The following is a 16,745-nucleotide window of genomic DNA, read 5'->3' as shown; positions in this document are numbered from 1 at the left end:
TGGTAATAACTACGATATGGCTCTATAAAAGTAGGCGACCATTTCCGACTTTTCGGTTTCTTTGCCCACTCGTCCGCGCTCGTGGCGGCAACGAGAGTCTTAATCGAATTGTGCGCGAGTCTCGCGCAAACGAGTCGATATCACTTCTGTCGGCTGCCGCTCGTCGCTATTGTCGCCTGCATCAACGGCAGGCCTTAGTGGATCAATTACCGGAGAGGGCTGGCAAGGTATTCGACGGACTTCTGGAAGCGGTGGATTCCGCTACTTGACTCGCCATTTGCTGAATATCTTCATGAAAGAAGTATTGTCATGGAAGCCCCGGATCTTCCTGCCCCCGACGACGTTGTACAGAACTTGCTGGAGCAATTATTCGGCAAAGAAAGCCTAGTCGTTCTACTGTTTGTTATTCTTGTATTTCTTTCGAGTTGGTGGAAAGTTCTGCGCAGTGTCGCCGCTGGGGCGGGGCAGGCCTACGGTCGGTTCAGAACCGTCGATATGCCGCGAAAAACTAGAGTGGCGTTGAATGCGGTCATTGTAGTCGTCTCACAATCTTTATACTTGATCGTTGGTCATCTAGTAGCTGTCGAGATGGGAGTCTTGCTTGGGTTGCGTGAGGGTGTGCCGCTGCCGGACTACGTAAACTGGGGAAATGTTCCTGCCACTGCTCACTGGGATCCGTTCACGGAGGTGTATTTCATTATTTCGGTCCTGGTTGTGATACTGGCGCACGTGGTGGCGGTGCAGAAATGGTCACCATGGCCGCTGTTCGCAGTATCGATCCCGGGTTTTCTTAGTGCTGCGTTACTTATTTTTGCAGGTCTGGGCGCGCTGATTGGGTATAACGAAGGCGACCCGCAGTACACGACTGAGGTGGTGTGGTCCTATTGGGTCGTGCTGGCAGTTCTCGTTGGATACCTGATCCTCTTCTTCCTTGCCGTCACCTCACCTGGCCGGTTTCGGCAATCTTGGAAGGAAAAGCCTAGGAAGCTTTACGTCTGGGAGGAATGGGGGGACTAATTGTATGAGGCCAGGACGCTGATGTGGAGCCGCGTGGCTGGTGGTCGGTTTCCGGTTACGGTGTGGGGTTCGCCGCTGAGACACTCGCAACCATCGTTTGTAGCGCCCGACACCCGATGGGCAGTTGAGCCAGCTCAGATGGTCCCTTCGCCGTGGGTAAGACGAGTTCAGGCGGTGGAAGCATCCAGTTCGAGTAGTTCGGTGAATGCCTCGCTGGGTTTGCGCTAGTCGTAGATTTTACGGGGTTGGTCGTTGATCTTGACGGCGATGGCGGCCAGGTAGTGCGGGTCGCTGGTGATCTCGATGCCCTTGGGCAGGTACTTGCGGACGATCCGGTTGAGGTTCTCGTTGCCGCCGCATTCCCACGGGGAATGCGGGTGCGAAGAACACCGGCAGCCCGGTGGCGGTGACATCCTTGTGCAGGGCCATCACGGAGCCGCAGTCCCAGGTCGGCGACCGTGTGATCGAGGCCGGGAGCGGGCCGACCGCGGAGATAATCGCCTGGGTCACGGTCAGGGAGTCGCGCCCGGTCAGCGGATTCGGGACGAGGAACCGGCTGGTCCGCTCGACCAGAGTGGCCACGGCAGTCCTGCCGCCCTTGCCCACGACGATGTCGCCCTCCCAGTGACCGGGCACCGCCCGGCCCTCGGCCTCGGCGGAGGTTGGTCGAGGTAGCGGGGCTCGCGGATGCGCCGTGCCGGACGCGGCCCGCTCCTTCGGGTGCGCCCGGTGCGCAGTGCGACCAGTTCCTGGCGCAACGTGGCGACGGGCTGGGCGTAGACCCACTGGTAGATGGCCTCGTGACTCACCCGATCAGCCTGCCGCCGGTCGTGATCACGTGCCAACCGGCCCGCGATCGAGGCCGGTGACCAGCCGATTCACAACAATCCGAGCACCCAGGCACGCACTGCGGGGTCCCGGTCGACCGCCAGGACCTTCGGCCGGGCCCGCGACCCCGCCGCCGCCCGTTCGGCCACCACCGCCCGGTACCCCTCACGACCTGCGGGGTGTCAAAAGTCGGCATCCTTGGTCTGACCTGCGCGTTGGCCGCCGCAGTGCTGAGCCTGTTGATCAAACCGTATTGGTGGGGAAGATATCGTGGTCGTAGCACTCTCGGTACCGGTGACAACTCTGGTCACTTGATTTGCGTACATGTGTTCGACGGCTGATGCCGTCGGCATAAGCCTGCCGCGGAAGGAAGATGAGAGGCGATTGGGAGGATTCAAGGAGAATAAACCGGAGCGAACCGTGATGAAGTGCATTCAACTGCACCGTCGCCACCTGCAGTTTTAGTGTTTCCGCAGGTCGGGTCATGATTTGGGCAATTCTGGGGGGAGTCCGCAACATATCGGTTGGTCAAGTGGTCGACTCTTCAGGCTCTGCTGAAGGCGACTTACGGTGTCCTATATGACTCTACAGCTTTGCTTGGATGTTGCCGTTCGAGGTGTTTTTGCACGCAGTCAAAGGTTTACAGCGCGGTGTCGTGCAGCTGGCGGTACCGGTAGTCCCGGTTGCGAAGGCTGTCCCCGCCCTTTCGAGGAACCACGCTGCGTGGCGGCAGGTGCGTCGGCGCATTCCGTACTCACCGGCTGCAGTGTTGCCCGAGGTCGTGGGCTGGCGTACTTCCGTGAGGTCGTAGAGCGATGTCGTGCCGACCGAAGGGCATTCCTGCCGGTCGAGCGATTGTGTCAGGAGTGGCGGGCGACGGCGTGGGTGATGGAGGTGACCAGTCGGGTGATGGCCGCGGTGGTCGAGGGGTCGGTGTTCGTGGTGTGGGCGTGTTGAGTGAGCACGGTGTGGGCGAGGTCGTGCCAGGTGGTCCAGGCACAGACGTCGGGGATGCGGGCGGTCAGTTCGTCCACGGGGCTGGGGTGATGTGCGAGGGTGTGGACGGTGGGCAGGTGGTGTGCGATCGCGTCGTGGATGGGCAGGCGGCCGTGTCCGGTGACGGCCACGGGTGGTGGGGTGCCGAGGATGAGCAGCAGCAGCGGTGTCCGGTCACCGGCCTGTCGGGTGACGGCGAGGTATTCGCGGGCCAGCTGCTGGGGTTGGAAGGAGCTGCGTCCGATTTTCTTGGCCTCGATCAGGGCGTGGGCGGTGGGGGTGGTGATGGCGGCGTCGGGTTGGACGATCAGTCGGTCGCCGCGGGAGCGTCCGTCGGGGTTGAGGACGATCTCGTCGGGCAGGAAGACCACCTGGGCGTCCTCGATCTGTCGGGACAGGGTGTGGCGGGCGTGGTCGGCGCCGTGGGCGTTGTCCAGCACGGCGCCGAGGAAGGCGCGGCGGGGGAGGAAGTCCAGGGCGGTGAGGACCTCGGCGGTCAAAACGTTCTCGCGTCCGCGGCCCCCGTCGCGGTAGCTGCGGACGTTGGCGCCCTCCCAGGAGATCTCGTCGAGCAGGCGACCCAGTACCGAGGTGTTGTCGTGGGCCTGCGGCTGCATCAGTCCTCCAGGGGATGCGGGATCGTGGACACACTGTCGGGCACTCGGGCGCTTCTGTGTCGCGTGGTGGGTACGAATCGTTCCCGACCGCGGGTGCCGCTCAGTCCGATAGCAGTCGGTAGCGGCCGCGATCAACTCGTTCCAGGTCGTCATAGGTGGTGGCGGCGTGGTCGGGGGCGTTGCGGCACAGGTGCGAGGTGACCATGGTGCGGATGGTGCCCTCGGCGTAACCGGTGCCCCGGCGGGCCATCTCGGCGAGCACCTCGGCCAGCGTGAAGGTCGACGCGCCGGACCGGGTCAACACGGCTTGGACCGCATCGAGGATCTCCCTGCGCGCACCCTCCCGTACGGCGCGGGCGGTCGATCGGATGGGCGGCGTGTCGGTTCCGGTGACCGTCTCGGCCGCTTGCCGCGTCACCTCCACCGCAGGTACAGGCCGCTTCACCCCGGGATCGCCTTCGGGCAGGTCCGCGGTCTGCGCGGTGGCGAGCGGGTCGACGTGGTAGACGGTCAGGCGCAGGGTGTCGTCGACGGGGATGAGCGCGAGACGGGTCGCCGTGACGGAGTGGCGGGCCAGGTCCGCGCCGATGATCCTCAGGGCCGTGGCGGGCAGTCCGGCGACGGCGGCAGGGGTGAGTGCCACCGTGTCGGCGTCCAGGTCGACGCCGTGGCGCCGCGCGACACCGGCCATGTACCCGCGCAGGCGGGTGCTCTCGACGTAGACGAAGACCCGGTCGACCTCACCGGGATAAGCGGCCAGCCGGTAGAAGTCCTTGAGAACCTCGCCCAAGGCCATGGTCCACGCCGCGTTCACCTCGTTCGGCTCCCGCGGGAACTTCAACTCGATCAACGCCACCGGTGAAGGCCGCCCGACCACCAGATCGACCCGTGAACCCTTCAACGCCGGGTGCGGCGCCTCGACCCGCAACATCGCCGCGTCCACACCGGCGGCCACCAGGGCCCGCGCGGTGGCGAACCGCACCACGTCCTCGGTGAGCAGCCCGCCGAGCCCACCATCCAGATGATCCCGCAGTTCGGCGGCCACCGACGTCCACACCGCCTTGGACCACCACGAGCACGTGTTCACCACACGATCTGAGTCGTTCCGGATCGGTGGATCATTAGCCATCGGTCTGATGCCCTCTATACGCCGCTGGGCAGGACGCCCAGATAGAAAGGCATCCAGCGACCGCGGCCCGGTCCGCGTGCCCTGTCGCGGTAAGTGGCACACCTTCTCACCCGGTCAGCAGGCGCTCAACCGCTCCCACGTCCGCACCCGCGCCCTGGGCGAACGGGTCGTCTTCACCCTCAATGCCTGGCGGCTGCTGCGCAGGATCCGCTGCTCCACCGTTCGCATCACCGAGCTGACTAGAGCCTTTCTCGCTTTCGTCTTGTGGCTGGGTGAGGTGGGAAAGGGCTCATGGACACCCGGTCGTCGGCGGGCGTCATCCGATCCGGCCGGGCAACTCCGCCACGACGAGGCGGGCACCGGCACAGCACGGGTGTGGGTGGGTTCCTGGCGCCGGTCCCTGTGTAACGAACGGGTGGGGTGGCCCGACGTGCGGGTGGTCGGGCGCGGTATGAGGGCCGGAGGGGTTGTTCGGTGGTTTGGGAGTATGGGCCTTATCGGGTGGAGTCGCTCATCGCGCGGGGTGGGATGGGTGAGGTGGTGCGTGCCTATGACACCCGGCACGACCGGATGGTCGCGCTGAAGTTGCTCGCCGCGCGGTTCGCGGAGGACGAGGAGTACCGGGAGCGGTTTCGGCGGGAGGCGCACGCGGTGGCGCGGTTGCAGGAGCCGCACATCATCCCGATTCACGCCTACGGTGAGCTGGACGGGCGGCTGTACCTCGACATGCGGCTTGTCGACGGACAGGATCTGGCCGCGCGGTTGCGCGGCGGCGGCCCGCTCGACCCCGGGGAGGCTGTGGGGATCGTCGAACAGGTCGGGCAGGCGCTCGGCGCCGCCCACGCGCAGAACCTGGTGCACCGGGATGTGAAGCCGTCCAACGTCCTCGTCGCCGATGCCGGGTTCGCGTATCTGGTGGACTTCGGGATCGCGCGGGCGCTGGACGCGTCGACGGGGCTGACCGGGACCGGTGCCGCGATCGGCACGCTGGACTACATGGCGCCGGAGCGGTTCGGCGATGGCCCCACCGATTACCGGGTGGACGTCTACTCGCTGGCGTGCCTGCTACACGAGTGCCTGACCGGCAGCAAACCGTTCCCCGGCACCACCGCCGCATCGCTGATCGGCGCGCACCTGAACCAGCCGCCACCCTCGCTTGCCGCGGTGCGACCCGGGCTGCCGCCCGCCCTGGACGCGGTCATTGCGAGGGGGATGGCGAAGAACCCGGCCGACCGCTTCGCGAGCGCGGGCGCACTGGCCGCCGCCGCGCGGGCGGCGCTCACCGGACATGCGCTGCCCGCCCCGCTGCCGCCGGTCGCGCCCCCGCCGACGTTGGTGCACGCGGTTGCACGGCCTCGACGGACGCCGTGGCTGGTCGCGGCCGTGGCAGTCGTGCTGGCGACGGCCGCGGTGAGCGCGACGGTCAACCTCGCCGGACGGTCGACGCCGGGGACCGCGACCAGCGCTGACGGGACGCGAACGAAGCAATCCATCCCGGCGAGCGGCGCCGGGATCACCACGTCGTCGACGCCGACGCCCTCGTCGTTGACGCCCTCGTCGGCGACAACAGCAGCACCGGCGACAACCTCACCACCGCCGGTCAGCGTGCCACCGGCCGTCGCGGCGCCTTCCGGTGCGGACCTCGGGCTGGCCGAGCCGATGAGCGTGCCCACCTGTGACGGCACCTACGTCACGTTCGTCGGGGCGGCCGTCGAACCGGCGCGATACCGTACCGACGTGCAGCGACTTATGGCCAACCACCCCGGCGCCCGGTACCTGCACTCGCCGACGACCGGGTGCGGCTCGCTGCGCAGGCAACTCGACGGGGCCGACATCTACGCGGTGTATTACGGCAGCTTCGCCACCCAGGACGACGCGTGCGCACAGCGCGCCGCCGTTGGCGGGGACGCCTACGTGAAACGGCTCGACCACACGACCCCGCCGTCTCAGCTGCTCACCTGCTGAGCACGGGGGCTCTCACAGGCTCGCGACGCAAGTGGGGCGTGCGCGGGTCCTGATAGGGGACGACGACATGCGGATCCGCGAACTGTCGGAGAGCACACCGCGGTTCGCCGGGCTCGACGTGGCGGTGACCGGGTCCGGTCGGGCGTGCCTCGACGCGGTCATGGATGTAAACCTGGTCCTGCTCGACGTGATGCGGTTCCACCTGGACGGGGTCGAACTGGTGCGGCTGCTGCGATTTCGGCTTGATCGGCCCACTCCAGCCATGGGCGGGGGTCTATGCGGCGTAGTACGGCGACTTCATGCCGCAGCACCAGCAGCTCCACGTCTTTGGCTGTCGATGACCGGCCGAGCAGGACCAGCCAACCGACGAGCCGGACGAAGATCAGGTACAGCAGTCGTAGCGCCACACCTCGCGATCATGCTCTTACGGCACGTGATGTACGATCACCGCAGCTCAGCGCTCAGGTGCAGAGTTGTGGAACCCCACAGGATCACCGGACACCGCCGCTGCGTCCGCGACTACGAACGCCTACCCCACTATCACGAGGCCATGGTCCGCTGGTCCGTGATCCGCATCACCAGCCGCCGACTCGCCCAACCCCAGTAGCTCGGAAACGGCTACTTACGGGAGCCACCCAGGCTATGCGGCGTGCGCCGCTGTTCGCTGCTTCAGATGTCGGCCATGTCATCTCGCGATCCGACAACAGACACTCGCTGCCGGGACGGATAGGTGAGAGTGCAGTACACCTCTTGCATGGTGCTGCGCTGCGGTGTGGTGGATAGGCACGAAGGTACGGCCGCGAAAACCATGACGTAGGCATCTCCTGGCGGCCGTACGATCCCGTCGTGGATAGCCCAGATGATGTGCCTACCTCCGCCTTGCTGCATGTGCCAGCGTGGTTCCGGGGCAAGGCGCCAGCGCGGTTTCTTGAAGAGGCAGGGTTCGAGGCGCGGCCCGTTGATCGCGCTACCAGCACCTGGCGGCTGACAACCCAAGAGCGGTACCGCAACCAGCGTCCTCGACTAATAGAGCTCGAACACCTCGCCGGTCCCGGCCATGGCCAGCCGCGGTTCGACCAGTTGACGGGCTCCGCCAGCGGACCAGACATGGACTATCTCCATGACGCAGGCCTCATTCAGGCTGAACTTAAGAAGCGCGGCGAGCGGGCCGAACTGACTCACGCCCCCGTCGACCTGTTTGCCTTCTGGACGCTCCAAACTCAGGTGATGCCACGCGCACAGTTGCCCGAGGCGGTCCGCATCGCCTTCGAGGGCTTGACCGATATCCGACTTGCGGAGGACAACTCGGTTCGCCCATTCGAGCATGCCGGTGTACATTTCGTGCGGAGGTCACTGGCGCTTTTGCATCGCGTGAAGATGGTGAGCATCCTTCTGCGCATGGAGCACGATGAAAGGCTTCGTGCGGGTGACATTAAGCATCTCAATCAGCCGGGCCAGCGCGGCGACAGGCTCTTTGGCGCCTCCGAGCAGTTGTATGACGGTACCTACGTCCTTGATGCGTACCTCGGTCCGTTGTGGGGCGCGCTGACGCTGGCCATCTGGAGCCTCGCCACGCACCGCGAAATAGGAGTGATCGCCTACAGCTTGGGACAGCCCGCGTCGGGGACCCAAGGTGATGCGGCTGAGCTGCTGCAGCTCCTTCCTGTCAAGGCGCCGTTGATGACGGTGCGAACTCCCAAGCCCGGTCCGCATGCGGCTACTGACGCACTCAACTGGTGGGTGGCGCAGCTCGATGAGATGTTCAGCGTCGTCAGCGACCCGGCCGTTTTCTCCGACGCCGCAGGTATCCACAGCGCACCTAGGCAGATGCAGGCTGTGCTGACCGCTGAGCAACTGTTTCGCTGCGTCGCCTCGCTCCAGGTATCGCACCGCGACCTCAACGCGCGGCGGGTCTTGTTGTTCACGGTGCTTGACACGCTGACACGGCTGAAGGGAGGAGACCTGGGCAAGCTCTTCAACCTCAGCTCCGCGCGCAAGACATTGGAGCACTTGAAGGAAACCATCCCAACAGAAGCTGCCGAGATCTTGCTTCCTGCTGCTGAGCGAGCCGTGAAGGCCCTCGAAGGCGTGCAAGACGGCTTCTATCTCCGCCGGCAGCTGGGTACTGCGGACGTTGAACTAGCAGGAAGCGGCGGCCGCATAGATCGGCTTGCGCCGGAGAAGGCTGCGGCGGAGTACCTGACGCTTCTGCGCAATGCGACGCATGGCCATGGTACGAACAAGTCAGCGCGCGTCGACCGGACCAATGCGCTGCTGGCTCATCACACCGGCCACCTGCCTGATGATTTGGATTTGCTGGGCTACCTCTACCTTCTCGATGTGCTGGCCCGTCCGCGCGAGTTGCGGCGGCGGCTCTACAGCGAAGGGCGGTAGCCCGCTGTTCGATGACGTTCGGCTTGGTGCTGTGCCGCATCCTGGCTCTTGCGGATCTGGGGTCTACCGGCTTGAGGCAGCACTACCGGGCCTGCCGCCAGCGCTGGCGGCAGGCCGGAGTGGTGGTGAGCTGGCGCTCGTCTGGGCTCGGCCTCGACTGGTACAGGGTCCAGAGCTGGTGCTTGTCAGTCGGTCACGCAGGGGCTTGGTAGGTGACCATCGGCCACGCCGTCGTAGTTGGTGTCGATGGGAATCCAGGTTTTCCTGTTGATCCCGCAGGCGAAGTATTGAGCCGAAAGGGTTCGGTTGCCTAAATGACGGCGTAGCGGACGTGGCGAGCCTGGAAGTAACCGCGGACGATGCCCGGCTGGCGTTGGCGGCGGCGCAGGAACCGTCGGGTCTCGTAGGCGAGTCGGTCGACGCTGTGGGCGCGGGAGGCGTTGACGTTGCGCTTGAAATCGGCGTTGAGCAACTCGTCCGGGTTCAGCTCGGGGCTGTAGCCGGGCATCAGGTGCAGCTCGACTCGGTCGGCGTTATCCCGCAGCCAGGCACGGACCGTGTGCTTGCCGAAAATGTCGTCCGTGCAGGTCAGGCGGCGTGGTGGTACTCGTTGAGGATTCCGCCCAGTCGTTGCCGTCGGCGGATGTCGAGGCGGGTGAGGGTCGCCTGATCGGTGACTGGCTGTGGCAGTGGTTGTAGTGGTCGAGCGTTGTCGATGCCTTGGTGGGGCCGGTGGGTGTTGTAGAACCGCTCGTACTCGTGCAACGCGTGGAGCAGGTGCTGCTGGTTCCAGATCAGCGTTCGGTCGAGGAGTTCATGGCGGCAGCTGTGAATCCAGCGCTCCATGATCGCGTTCATGCGCGGGATCCGCACTCCACTGAGAACGACCTGGATACCCGCGTCGGCGAGGACGGCGTCGAACAGTGCCGGGAACTTGCCGTCCCGGTCGCGGATCAGGAACCGCGCGTGTCGGTCTTGGTCTCCGAGGTCCATGATGAGGTTTCTGGCGGCTTGGGTGACCCAGGATGTGGTCAGGTGTGCGGTGGCCCCGAGGACGCGGATCCGGCGGCTGGCGTGTTCGATGACCGCGAGCACGTACAGGCGGGTGCCGCTCAACGTGGAGGTCTCGAAGAAGTCGCAGGCCAGTAGAGCGCTGGCTTGTGAGCGGAGAAAGGCCGGCCAGCTCGTCGAGGTGCGCTCGGGAGCGGGGTCGATTCCGGCGTCCTGGAGGATCTGCCACACAGTGGAGGCGGCGACCTTGATGCCGAGGACGAGGATCGCCGTGGATGCGGCGGTAGCCCCAGGTGGCGTTCTCCCGTGCCAGGCGCAGCACCAGGAGCCGTATCGAGCGGATGGTCCGCGGTCGGCCGGGCCGCTTGGGACGGGAGCTGGCTGCGTGGCGGCGGGCGAGAAGGTTCCGGTGCCACCGCAGAATCGTCTCCGGGCGTACCAGTAGCCGGAGCCGACGAAGCGCATCGACCGGGAGTCGGTGCAGCAGTGCCGCGAGGAACGCTCGGTCGGCGGGGGAGAACCGTGGGCGGGCTTCTCCGAGTTGGCGTTCCAGGACCATGATCTGGTGGCGCAGCGCCAGAATTTCCGTGTCTTTGTCCCGGTCGCTCATGGGCAGCAGGCGCAGCAAGGCGAACGCGTTGGTTACGCCGAGGTAGGCCAGTCGGAGCAGCACAGCCGGTCATCATGCCGTGCTGGTCGATGCCGCGGCGGACGGTAGCCGTGCCTCGTGAGCGTTTGGAGGACTTGGGCTTCGTAGGCCCTCTACCTGCTTGGACGAAGTTATCGGCAGGCACAGGGTTCAGCGGCTTATCCGCTCGCGCCATCGGACAATTCTACAGCACGGCACCGTCATGGAAGACCCGATCCGGCGGGCCGCACCCCGCCTGCCGGTGTACACCGCGTGTCTCGGTGGCTTGCCGTCCCACTGGAGATACCTGATCGGGGGTTCGGCACCCACTGTCACCTCCGCGGGACGGACAGTGGAGCCGGGCCGTGGTGAAGTCCGACGAGGTTCCGTAGCGTCGGACCCGTGTCCGACTCTGTGCGCAACGAGATGTCCGGCGAGTCGGCCGCGGTCGTCCAGGCCGGGTCGATCGCGGGCGGCGTACACATGTATGCGCACATACGGCACAACGCCCTCTCGCCCGCCCGGCCGATCAGCGAGTGGCATCCGTTCGACCTGGACGTGCACCGGGCCGTCACGGCCGGTGAAAACCGGCTGCCGGATCTTCCGGCGTACGTGGCGCGTGAGCACGACAGGGCGCTGGTCGACCTGCTCGCTGCGAAGCGCACCGCGATGGTGGTGCTGACCGGTGAGTCGTCCACCGGTAAGACCCGTGCGCTGTACGAGGCGGTCACCGCCGAACTGGCCACGTGGCCGCTGCTCTACCCGCGCACGGCCGAGGATCTGCTGCACGTGCTGGCGAACGGCGTCGAGCCCGGTACCGTCCTGTGGCTCAACGAGACCCAGAACCACCTGCTCGACACCCACGGCGAACGCGCTGCCGCCGCGCTGCGCGCCCTGCTCGAACTGCCCGGCCCGTTCATGGTCGTGGGCACCCTGTGGCCGCAGTACTGGTCCGCCCTGACCGGCCCGAACCAGCCACAGGCCCGCGACCTGCTGTACCACCGCGTCACGCGGATCCGGGTCGCCAAGCGGTTCACCGCCGCGCAGATGGCCGCCGCCCCGACCGACCCGCGGCTGGCGAAGGCTCTCGCCACCGCGCACAACGGCGAGGTCGTCCAGGCCGTCGCGGGCGGCCCGGCCGTGGTCGAGCGCTACGAGCACCCCGACACCCTCGAGGACCGCTACGCGACCGCCATCCTCACCGCGGCACTGGACGCGCGCCGTCTGGGCCACCACGCCCTGCTCACCACCGCGCTCCTGACCGCCGCCGCACCCGGCTACCTGTCCGACGACGACCGGGTGGACGCGTCCGGAACGTGGTTCGAGAGCGGCCTGGAGACCGCCACGGCCACCCGACTCGGCGTCGCCGCGCTGATCCCGCAACGCCTCCGCCCTGGCGTGGGGCCGCCCGACGGCTACCACCTGCACGACTACCTGGATCAGCACGGTCGCTCCACCCGCCGCCGCGCCCTTACCCCGGACTCCCTCTGGGACGCCCTACTGGCCTACGCCTGGGACTCCGAGGACCGCTTCCGTCTCGCCCGCAGCGCCTACCACCGGCTGCGCTACCGCCACGCCGATCCGCTCTACCGCGAGGCCGCCGCCACCGGCTCCACCACGACCGCGCTGCGAATGTTGGACGTGCTGATCGCTCACGGCCGGGTCGAGGAGGTCCGCGAACTACTGGACCGCGAACCGAGACCCATACACGCCCACGACTTGACCGAGATGCTGCAGCGATCCTGGCTCCCCCATCGCCAGACGTTCCTCGAATTACTGAAGCGCTACCGGCCATCCCCAGAAAGCCTCCCGTCAGCAGACGAACTGATCGTGGTTAGTTCGGCCGACGACAGGGGTGGAGTGTTGTCGCAAATGCCGCACGGCCAGCCTCGACGACTGGCCACCGTGCTGGCCGACGAAGGACGGTGGGACGAGGCGCTGGAGATCGTGCGCACAAAGCCAGCCGGCTGGGCCGGAGCCTGGCTGGCGGAGCGGTTTGCCGCGGCAGGCAACGTCGCCCGGCTTCGCCAGCTCGCGGCGACCGGAGTGCCGGAAGCCGTCGCCAATCTGGCGGCTCATACTCTGTCCACCGACGACCGAGCCGACGCCGCGGCTGCGGTCGCGGGCCTCGTCAAGGCCAGCTACCCACCGACCGAACGGCTGCTGGCCGCCCTCATCGACCGGGACGAGGACGAGCTGGCGATCAAGCTGGCCACTGCGACCATGGCCCACTCACTGGCGCGCGAGCTGGTGTCGAAAGGCAAGCGCACACAAGCCATCCGGCTCCTGCGCGGCACATTGTTCAGGCACCACGACCCGCAACACGTCCGGCTGACTGGTCCGCTGGCCGACAACCTACAAGAGGTTCTACTGGCCGACCTCCTGGCCGACGAGGGCTGCTGGGAGGAGGCGGTGGAGCTGGCGATGGGCAAGCACTGGGCGCAGGAGTGGATTCCGAAGCGGCTGGCGCTGGCGGGCAACCTTGACAAGTTGCGCGCGTTGGCAGACGCAGGCCTCGGCCACGCCTGCCGGGAACTGGCCGGGCTGCTCGCCAAACACGGCCAGCACGACGAACTGCTCGACCGGACGCGGAAGGGCGACGAGCACTGCGCACAGCGGCTCATCGCCCTCGCTCACGACGGCGAGATCCCGAACGGCGAGCAGTTGCTCGCCGCAGGGCTATGACCTGGCTCGGCGACCGGTCGGTGTCGGCCTCCGGGTACCACAGCCGCAGACCCCGTGCTGCTGTCTGCGGGTGCTGGCCACTTGATTCGAGGTCAAGTGACCCAGCAGGAGGGAGCGCATGAAGGAGAGTTCGTTGTGCCGCAACGGGGTTGGCATGACCCGGACTGCGCTCAACGGAGCTAATTCGAAGCCTCCGGTGGCTGTCTCCGCAGGTCAGGCATTGATCGGACCCACCTGGGGGAGGAGTCCGTGTAACTTCCCGTGTGGATAAGTGGTCGTCTCTTCGGATTTTCTACAGAAACTCGGCTCCACACCGGCGTCACCACTATCCTGACCTCATACAACTAGGCTGAGATTCGGTGGAGAAAGGCCATCAGAGCCAAGCAGATCCCTGTGGGTGCGAATGTCGGCCTCGCGACTCTGACCTGCGGGTTGAACCGCCACAGAATCGCGGTCGATCAAGTGCGGCGTTCTGGCCGCGACGCGTTTGGTCCACGTGTTCAGCTTGATGATACTGATTTTGGGACATATGGTACGTCCAGGAGGTGAGCATTGGCGTGCACACGCTCAAGCACGTCGTCGAAGGTAGGTCCAGGTGCCGTGCCGTAATACAAGCTCTGCATCGCAATGTTGTGGTGTTCGCGCAACCGTAGGGCTAGTGGACCGCTAGGATCGAAGGCTACGCAGTTGCTAAAGCCGTTCTTGGGTGGCGGTCGATCGCCTTGGAACATCTCCGATATTGCATAGCAGTCGGCGAGCACGTCGGCGGCAGCCTCTTGGTCGGAGAGGAAGGTAAGGGTCTGTTTGTCGCCGAGCAGTGCCCAGATGTCGTAGAATTGTCGGCCTATTCGTGGCCAACCGTGCTCAGAGGTGCGTGCGTCGTCGTCTACGCTAAAGTTGTTATTGAATCGAAAGTGTTCGGTTGCCTACATGGCGGCGTAGCGGACGTGCGGTGCCTGGAAGTAGCCGCGGACGATGCGTGGTTGGCGTTGGCGGCGTCGTAGGAAGCGTCGGGTTTCGTGGGCGAGTCGGTCGACGTTGTGGGTTCGGGAGGCGTTGACGTTGCGTTTCAGGTCCGCGTTGAGCAACTCGTCGGGGTTGAGCTCGGGGCTGTAGCCGGGCATGAGGTGCAGTTCGACGCGGTCGGCGTTGGTCTCCAACCAGGAGCGGACGGCCTTGCTCCGGTGGACCGGGTGCCGGTCGGCGATGACGTGGACCTTCCGGCCCGCTTGGCGGGCGGTGCGGTCGAGGAAGGTGGTGAACACCGGTGCGGTGAACCGCTGGGTGAACACGGTGAACCACAGCGCGCCGCGTGAGGCGACGGCGGACATGACGTTGACCCGCAGCCGTTTGCCGGTCACCCGCACGATCGGCGTGTGTCCCTTCGGTGCCCAGGACCGGCCCGGCGGTGCGGCATCCGACCGCAGCCCGCATTGGTCGACCCACGCGACCGCCGCACCCTCGGCCTTCGCCTTGGCCTCGATCGCCGGATACTGCTCGTCGAGCCACGCGCGCACCGCGGCGGGCTGCTGTTCGTAGGCACGGCGGGCCGGGCGTTGCGGGGTGAACCCGTGGCGGCGCAGCCACAAACCGACGCCTTGTTCGGTCATGTCGACCCCGACGACCAGCCGGATCAGCTGGACTACGGCCTGGCGGGTCCACAGCGGGCCGCCGATCAGCAGCTCCTCGGGTGTGTAGTCCGCCATCGCCGCGAACAGGGTGCCCCGATCCTCCGCACCGACCAGTTCGGCGGGACCGGGGCGTCCCCTGCGGGTCGCCAGACCGTCGCGGCCGTCCCGTCGATAGGCACGCCACCAGGTGCCCACCGAGCGTTCGGAGACTCCGAACACCTCCGCGGCCTGCCGATAGCCCTCGACCTTCCCGGTCTCCAACGCGGCCACCACCTGTCGGGTGCCAAAAGTCGGCCACGTGGTCTGACCTGCGATTAAGCGGCTGTAGGTTCGTACTCGTTGATCAGGCCGCCGAGAACCGGCTGGCGGCGTATCGAGGTACAGCCCGGCTGTGCGATCGGTCGGTCTGGTCGAGGTGGCGCGAGTTGCAGTGCTCTGTGGGGTCGTCGGTGGTTGTAGTGGACCGCGTAACGGTCCAGCACTGTCCGGAGGTGGTGTTCGTTGATGATGAGCAGTCGGTCGGTGACTTCGCGTCTGACGGTGGCGACGAACCGTTCGGCGTAGCAGTTGGCTCGTGGACACCGTGGTGGGATCTTCACGACCTGGATGCCGGCGTCGGAGAGGACGGCGTCGAATGAGGTGGTGAACTGGCCGGCCCGGTCGCGGATCAGGAACCGGAAGTCGTCTGCCCGGTCGTCCAGGTCCATAAGCAGGTTTCGGGCTTGTTGCGTGGTCCATGTCCCGTCGGGGTTGGTGGTGGTGCCGAGGATGTGGACGTAGCGGGTGGCGACCTCCATCACGAAGAACACGTAGACCCGCTCGAGGGTGACGGCGCAGTCGACGTGGAAGAAGTCGCGGGCCAACATGCCAGCTGCCTGGGCGCGGAGAAACGTCGCCATGATGTGTCGCTGTCGCGTTGGGGTGCGGGCGGTACCCGCAGGCGCTTCAGGACGCGGTGAACTGTTGACGCGGCTACGCGGGTGCCCGAGCTTGAGCAGCTCGCCCTGAATCCGGCGGTAGCCCCAGCCCGCGTTCTCCCGGGCCATCCGCTCGATCAACGCCACGATGGTGTCGTCGAGCGGCGGTCGCCCGATCCGGTTTGGGTAGGTCCACTTCTTCGCGACCAGGCGCCGGTGCCATCGAAGGACGGTGGCCGGCGTCACCAACCGGTGCTCGTGCAGCAGCGGAGGGAGTCGGCGAACCAGGACGGCGAGCACCGCGCGGTCGGCCCACTCCAGCCGCGGGCGGGGGTTGGTACGGCGCAGTACGGCGACTTCGTGCCGCAGCACCAGCAGCTCAGCGTCCTTGGCCGCCGATGACCGGCCGAGCACGACCAACCAGCCGACGACCCGGACGAGGATCAGGTACAGCAGTCGAAGCGCCACGCCTCACGATCATGCTCCTACGGCACGTGATGCGCGATCGTCGCAGCTCAGCGCCTCAGTGCAGGGTTCTGGCACCCCACAGGGACGGAGAGCAGCTTCCGGGTCACCTCATACAGCAGAAACGCGATCAACCGGACCTGCTCTCAAGCGGCGTTTGCACCGCTCTACCAGCGGCGATGACTTTCCGAGCGGCACAGGGTGTATGCCTGTTCGACACGGTTGTGGTGGCGTTCGGCCAGGTCGAGGAGGGTGCCGAATCCTTCGTCCAGGAACAGCGCCTCAACGCTGCCTCCACCGCGCGCGGTGATCTCGACCAACGCGAGCCCAATGAAGGGCTGGCCAGAAACGTCTCGCTGCCGGACAGAGTCCGCACGTCGCGTGTTTGCCCGGTGCGCGTCGACGATCTGGAAGTAGTCGGCGAAGCCGTAGCGGCCGGTCATCGTTTGCGGGGTCCGCGAC

General features: G+C 66.2%; 12 protein-coding genes and 1 pseudogene. 4 read left to right on the top strand and 9 right to left on the bottom strand.

Translation table 11 applies throughout. The annotated features are described in order from the left end of the window. Positions 1–309 precede the first annotated feature (309 nt). Positions 310–1,017, top strand: a complete 708-nt coding sequence (locus ACIGNX_RS27470; protein WP_396543595.1) for a hypothetical protein — start codon at positions 310–312, stop codon at positions 1,015–1,017. Between the two features lie 224 nt (positions 1,018–1,241). Here ACIGNX_RS27470 and ACIGNX_RS27465 read toward each other — a convergent pair whose 3' ends face one another. The 4 genes and pseudogenes from ACIGNX_RS27465 to ACIGNX_RS27450 form a co-directional block, all read right to left on the bottom strand. Then, positions 1,242–1,430: a hypothetical protein gene (locus ACIGNX_RS27465; RefSeq protein ID WP_396543664.1), complete on the bottom strand. Its 189-nt coding sequence runs from the start codon at positions 1,428–1,430 to the stop codon at positions 1,242–1,244. Between the two features lie 22 nt (positions 1,431–1,452). Further along, positions 1,453–1,653 (bottom strand): annotated as a pseudogene (locus tag ACIGNX_RS27460) (transposase); the annotation flags it as partial. A gap of 1,052 nt (positions 1,654–2,705) precedes the next feature. Continuing rightward, on the bottom strand, positions 2,706–3,458 hold the full coding sequence (locus ACIGNX_RS27455; protein ID WP_396543593.1) for a hypothetical protein: 753 nt from the start codon (positions 3,456–3,458) through the stop codon (positions 2,706–2,708). A gap of 100 nt (positions 3,459–3,558) precedes the next feature. Further along, entirely contained in the window at positions 3,559–4,689 is a 1,131-nt protein-coding gene (locus tag ACIGNX_RS27450; protein WP_396543591.1) for a hypothetical protein, read from the bottom strand. Positions 4,690–5,007: 318 nt separating this feature from the next. Between ACIGNX_RS27450 and ACIGNX_RS27445 the strand changes: the two genes are divergently transcribed. Both ACIGNX_RS27445 and ACIGNX_RS27440 read left to right on the top strand, forming a co-directional pair. Further along, the gene (locus ACIGNX_RS27445; protein WP_396543589.1) at positions 5,008–6,552 is read left to right on the top strand and encodes a serine/threonine-protein kinase; all 1,545 of its coding nucleotides are present in this window, start codon (positions 5,008–5,010) and stop codon (positions 6,550–6,552) included. An 846-nt stretch (positions 6,553–7,398) separates the two neighbouring features. After that, complete coding sequence (locus ACIGNX_RS27440) at positions 7,399–8,946, top strand: hypothetical protein (RefSeq protein ID WP_396543587.1); 1,548 nt, start codon at positions 7,399–7,401, stop codon at positions 8,944–8,946. Between the two features lie 310 nt (positions 8,947–9,256). On the opposite strand, the gene ACIGNX_RS27435 is transcribed toward ACIGNX_RS27440, so the two are convergent. Both ACIGNX_RS27435 and ACIGNX_RS27430 read right to left on the bottom strand, forming a co-directional pair. Next, positions 9,257–9,520 (bottom strand): transposase, encoded by a 264-nt coding sequence (locus ACIGNX_RS27435; protein WP_396543660.1) that lies wholly within the window; start codon positions 9,518–9,520, stop codon positions 9,257–9,259. A gap of 14 nt (positions 9,521–9,534) precedes the next feature. After that, positions 9,535–10,188 (bottom strand): integrase core domain-containing protein, encoded by a 654-nt coding sequence (locus ACIGNX_RS27430; RefSeq protein WP_396543586.1) that lies wholly within the window; start codon positions 10,186–10,188, stop codon positions 9,535–9,537. A 799-nt stretch (positions 10,189–10,987) separates the two neighbouring features. On the opposite strand from ACIGNX_RS27430, the gene ACIGNX_RS27425 reads away from it, so the two are divergent. Next, the gene (locus tag ACIGNX_RS27425; RefSeq protein ID WP_396543585.1) at positions 10,988–13,270 is read left to right on the top strand and encodes a hypothetical protein; all 2,283 of its coding nucleotides are present in this window, start codon (positions 10,988–10,990) and stop codon (positions 13,268–13,270) included. Between the two features lie 926 nt (positions 13,271–14,196). On the opposite strand, the gene ACIGNX_RS27420 is transcribed toward ACIGNX_RS27425, so the two are convergent. The 3 genes from ACIGNX_RS27420 to ACIGNX_RS27410 form a co-directional block, all read right to left on the bottom strand. Then, positions 14,197–15,171, bottom strand: a complete 975-nt coding sequence (locus tag ACIGNX_RS27420) for an IS630 family transposase (protein WP_396543584.1) — start codon at positions 15,169–15,171, stop codon at positions 14,197–14,199. A gap of 44 nt (positions 15,172–15,215) precedes the next feature. Next, positions 15,216–16,286, bottom strand: coding sequence for an integrase core domain-containing protein (locus tag ACIGNX_RS27415; protein ID WP_396543583.1), 1,071 nt, complete (start codon positions 16,284–16,286; stop codon positions 15,216–15,218). A 164-nt stretch (positions 16,287–16,450) separates the two neighbouring features. Continuing rightward, positions 16,451–16,726 carry a hypothetical protein gene (locus ACIGNX_RS27410; protein ID WP_396543582.1) on the bottom strand — a complete coding sequence of 92 codons (276 nt, stop codon included), beginning with the start codon at positions 16,724–16,726 and terminating at the stop codon, positions 16,451–16,453. Positions 16,727–16,745 lie beyond the last annotated feature (19 nt).

Source organism: Actinosynnema sp. NPDC053489 (assembly GCF_044544865.1).
In the GTDB taxonomy this organism is placed as follows: Bacteria; Actinomycetota; Actinomycetes; order Mycobacteriales; family Pseudonocardiaceae; genus Actinosynnema.
This window is presented reverse-complemented; position numbering and strand designations above follow the sequence as displayed.

Excerpts from the sequence above, each read along its gene's own strand:
- ACIGNX_RS27455 (WP_396543593.1), bottom strand. The coding sequence starts at position 3,458 with ATGCAGCCGCAGGCCCACGACAACACCTCGGTACTGGGTCGCCTGCTC.
- ACIGNX_RS27465 (WP_396543664.1), bottom strand. The coding sequence starts at position 1,430 with ATGTCACCGCCACCGGGCTGCCGGTGTTCTTCGCACCCGCATTCCCCG.
- ACIGNX_RS27410 (WP_396543582.1), bottom strand. The coding sequence starts at position 16,726 with ATGACCGGCCGCTACGGCTTCGCCGACTACTTCCAGATCGTCGACGCG.
- ACIGNX_RS27470 (WP_396543595.1), top strand. The coding sequence starts at position 310 with ATGGAAGCCCCGGATCTTCCTGCCCCCGACGACGTTGTACAGAACTTG.